Origin of the sequence: Burkholderia sp. KCJ3K979 (genome assembly GCF_016759955.1) — a bacterium.
In the GTDB taxonomy this organism is placed as follows: Bacteria; Pseudomonadota; Gammaproteobacteria; order Burkholderiales; family Burkholderiaceae; genus Burkholderia; species Burkholderia orbicola.
In genome coordinates this window covers 1-753 of sequence record NZ_JACFYV010000447.1, presented here as the reverse complement: position 1 = coordinate 753, position 753 = coordinate 1, and the positions used below count along the sequence as shown (strand labels likewise).

1 protein-coding gene is annotated in these 753 nt (G+C 71.7%); it reads right to left on the bottom strand.

Annotated features, from left to right (window positions below; all coding sequences use genetic code 11):
* Positions 1 to 753, bottom strand: a 753-nt coding sequence (locus H3O04_RS35535) for a CaiB/BaiF CoA transferase family protein (protein WP_202589534.1), incomplete at both ends; no start/stop codon positions are given.

Below are 753 nucleotides of genomic sequence, written 5' to 3'. Positions count from 1 at the left end.
GGCGCCGGCAGGTCGTCGCCCATCCCGCCGAGCGGCGTGACGACCTGGCGCAGCGTACCGAGCGTCGGATGCGCGACCGGCTCGACCAGCCCGCAATGCGCGAGCTGCGGATCGTCGAACACTTCGTCGAGCGTATGGATCGGCCCGGCCGGCAGCCCGGCCTCGACGAACCGTTGCGTCCAGTCGCGCTTGCCGCGCGTGCGCAGCCGGCTTTCGAGCAGCGCCTTGAGTTCATCGCGATGCGCGACGCGCGCATCGTTGGTCGCGAAGCGCGGATCGTCGGGTAGCGCGGGCAGATCCAGCAACTGGCACAGCCGCAGCCACATGTCGGTCGTGATCGGCGCGAGGTTGAGCGGGCCGTCGGCCGTCTCGAACACGCCGTACGGCGCGATCACCGCATGCGCATTGCCGGTACGGCGTGGCACGTCGCCGAGGCTCAGGTAGCGTTGCCCGTGTACGCTCAGCAGCGCAACGAGGCTTTCGAGCAGCGACGTGCCGACATGCTGGCCGCGCCCGGTGCGCTCGCGCTCGAACAGCGCGGCCATCACGCCGGTCGCGACCCACATCCCCGAGCTGAGATCGCCGATCGCGGTGCCCGTGCGGGTCGGCTCGCCGTCCGGGAAACCGGTGAGACTCATCAGCCCCGCATAGCCCTGCGCGATCTGGTCGAAGCCCGGCCAGTCGCGCAGCGGGCCGCGCGGGCCGAACGCGGTGACGCTGCCCATCACGAGCCGCGGGTCGCCCGCGCTCAGC